This is a genomic window from Streptomyces lushanensis (genome assembly GCF_001700515.1).
GTDB classification, from domain to species: domain Bacteria; phylum Actinomycetota; class Actinomycetes; order Streptomycetales; family Streptomycetaceae; genus Streptomyces; species Streptomyces lushanensis.
In genome coordinates this window covers 1-3,294 of record NZ_MAUD01000519.1, presented here as the reverse complement: position 1 = coordinate 3,294, position 3,294 = coordinate 1, and the positions used below count along the sequence as shown (strand labels likewise).

1 protein-coding gene is annotated in these 3,294 nt (G+C 69.1%); it reads left to right on the top strand.

Annotated features, from left to right (window positions below; all coding sequences use genetic code 11):
- Positions 1–478 precede the first annotated feature (478 nt).
- Complete coding sequence (locus BFF77_RS30670) at positions 479–3,214, top strand: type 1 periplasmic-binding domain-containing protein (protein WP_066956562.1); 2,736 nt, start codon at positions 479–481, stop codon at positions 3,212–3,214.
- The last annotated feature ends 80 nt before the right edge of the window (positions 3,215–3,294 follow it).

The window sequence follows — 3,294 nt, the reverse complement described above, 5'->3', positions numbered from 1 at the left end:
GAGGGACGGGAGTCAAGGGTGGGCGCAGCCCATCGGCTTGCCGACGCGACGAAGGAGCGCCCTTGACGCCCGACCCGCAATCGCGAAACTGAAACCTCAAGGGGCGGCCCCCACGCGACACAGAACCTCCCGGCCCACCCCGACTACCCCTCGGTCTGCACCCGCAGCCAGAGCAAGCAGAGCAGCCAGGGCAAGCGGGCAGCCAGAGCAAGCGGGCAGCCGGAGCAGCCGAAACAAGCGCGCGTCCAGACCAGCCGAAGCCAGCGGCCAACCACGCCACCACGCCACCACGCCAACCATGCCAACCATGCCAACCACGCCAACTACACCAACCAGGCCAACCAGGTCAGCCAGAGCCACCCCCCCATCCTCACCACCACCCCCACCAATTCATCCACCGCACAAGCGGTTACACGACCGTGTGAAGTCTTGGTGATGGCGGTGAAATGGGTGTTCGACGGCCGTATGGTCCCGGTCCATGGCACTTGTCTTCGAGCATGCCGACAGACTTTTCGCGCTGCTGAACAGGCTCGTACGTCGCCCGCGAAAAGGTGAATTACCCGAGCAGGTCAAGGACCGGGAGGGGTTGCCCGTTGTCTGGCTGATAGGCGACGACCAGGACGATCTGGCCGAGGGCGTGAGGCGTTCGCTGAACACGGCCGAACCCGGCCGCGTTCCGCACGAGCTCATCGACATGTCCGCGATGTGGGCCGACGTCGAACTCACCCGCAGCGACGGTGAGCGGAGCCTGTCGCCGGAGTGGAAGCAGGCGGAGCTGTACCGCCGCGTCCTCGTCAAACTCGCGCAGGAGTACTCGTCGGCGAGCAACGGGCACGACCGACGGGTGCGGTTCCGGCGGTTCGGGCTCGTCAACTGGCTTCTGGAGATGACGTACACCGCCGACGAACCGGATCCCCAGCACGACCGGGACATGCTGCGACGGCTGCGCGACCGGGAGCTCCAGCGAAGACCGCTGTTCGGTTTCATGCGCAGTCCGGGCACCGAGGTGGCGTTGGAAGCGCACGCGCCCTGGTGGGCGTACTTCTTCGGGCTGCATGTGCTCCCGCTCGTCTGGTTCCGGGCCTGGCGGGTTCTCGGCAGTGAGTACCGGTGGCTGCTGCACCAGCCCTACATGGCGCCCCGCGACCCGGGCACCTTCAGCGGCTTCGCCCTGCGCCTGACCCAGCCCCGCTGGGGCGGTGAGGACCCCGAGCAGGTCGGCAAAATGCTGATCAACGCCTTCCTGGAGGACCTTCGCGCCGCCTACCGGCGCCGTATCTGGCGCCGCCGCGCGGCGCGCCGTACCACATACTGCGTGGCGTTCCTCAAGGGCGTGAGCAGCGACAACCGAGGCCGGGCGCTGATCCGTTCGCTCATCGACGTACGGAACGACACCGGCGCGTTCGACCCGCTGCTGCTCGTGGTCAGCAGCGGGCGCACCGAGCACAGCCATCCGAGGGTGCGGGGGCTCACGGAGGATCTGTACGAGGTCTGGAAGCACAAGCTCCGGGACGCGGGAGGCGGTCGTACGGCCGGTCTCTGGTATCTGCCCGTCGAGGTGGGCCCGCCGCTGCCGGCCGACGCCACCGACTACGAGCGGCAGAAGGAACAGGCCGGCATGGCGGGCCGGTTCACCACGGATCCGCCCCCGGCCTGGGCACGCCGTGGAGTGACCGTCGCCGCCGCCGTCCTCGTACTCGCACTGATCGGCGCGGCGGGTGTCTACACGATCAGCGCCGAACAGCGGTGGCAGAAGAGGCACTGTGATCTGAGCCGGACCGACCCGGACGCGGACACCCTGGAGCGGCAGGAAGCGACCGGGGAGTGCGTCGGCGTGGCGTCCCACGGCTACGCCTTCGGCGCCACGGACGAGCGCCTCAGGACGACCCTCGCGACGATCGCCGACCAGAACAAGGAGGCCGACAGGATCCACCGCGACGCCCCGCGGCGGCCCGTGGTGACGCTGGTGCATCTGTCGGCACTCCTCAGCAGCCCCGGCAAGGGCCAGGCGTCCAGCGCCCTGTCGTATGTGAGGGAGGCCCTGCAAGGTGCGGCGAGCGCGCAGCGGCGGCAGCTCGACAAACGAGGCGACTCCGATCCCGTTCTGCGGATCTATCCGGCCAGCGCCGGTTCCGGAATGCGCTACGGGCCCCGGGCCGTCGCCACGATCGAACGCATGATGCGCACCGACCGGACCATCGTCGGCGTCACCGGGCTCGACCAGAGCCGCAGAGCGACGATCACGACCATAGGCGAGCTGACGCGCGTCGGTCTCCCGATGGTGGCCACGACCCTGTCGGCGGACACCCTCGACGACCACTCGCCCCTCTACTACCAGGTGTCGCCGCAGAACCGGCGGGAGGCGGAGGTCGCCGCCGCGTACGCCTCGTACCTGGCGCGCAAGGGGAAGCTGAAGCGCGCGGTACGGATCGTCCACTCCGCCGATCCGACCGACGAGTACAGCAGGAACCTGAGCGAGGACGCGGTCAAGTCCTTCCGCGCCGAGGGGTTCACGGTCGACAAACAGGGGTACAAGCCGTCGCCCGCGCCCGCCGGCACGTCGGGACATCCCGGTGCCCAGACCGTGGGTGAACAGGCCTGCGGATACGACGGGCTGGTGTTCTTCGCGGGACGCTCGGAGGACTTCGAGACCGTCCTGTCGTCGTCCAACACCTCCTGCGGTTCCAGCCCGCCGGCCTTCCTCGGCGGCGACGACGTGGCGCGGCTCGCGGCCGATCCCATGCGGCGCGGCGCGTATCCGAGGGTGCCCTACGAATTCCTGGACTTCACGCGCGGGGCCGCGTCCTGCGAGGGCGACAGCGATCTCTACAGCACGATGAAGCGGCTGTTCCCCGACGAGTGCGAGCAGGTGAGCAGCACCTCGCTCGACGGACACGCGGCGCTCGCCTTCGACGCGGTCAACCTGTATCTCAAGGCGGTCGGCCGACTCCAGGACACCGCGCCACAGCTGCCGCTCACCCCGCCCGCCGTCTGGCACATGCTCAGCAGCATCCACGGGGACGCCGCGCTGGACGGGGAGAGCGGGCGCGTCGACTTCGGCGGTGTCGTCGACCAGCAGATTCCGCTCGACAAACTCATCTCGGTCCAGCGTGTGGACGGCGCGAAGCCCGCCGTCCAGACCGGATTCTGCGGTCTGTGGGGGACATCGCCGGAGAGCGACTGGTGCCCGGATCCGGAGCGGGGCGGGAGGTGAAAGACAGGTGAGACAGCTGAGGCGCGGGAGCTGAGAGGTACGTGTTCCGGGCGCCGCACCCGCACCCGCACCCGCACCCG

What these genes read in the sequence shown, in the direction of transcription:
- BFF77_RS30670 (WP_066956562.1), top strand. Translation starts at nt 479, where the DNA reads ATGGCACTTGTCTTCGAGCATGCCGACAGACTTTTCGCGCTGCTGAAC.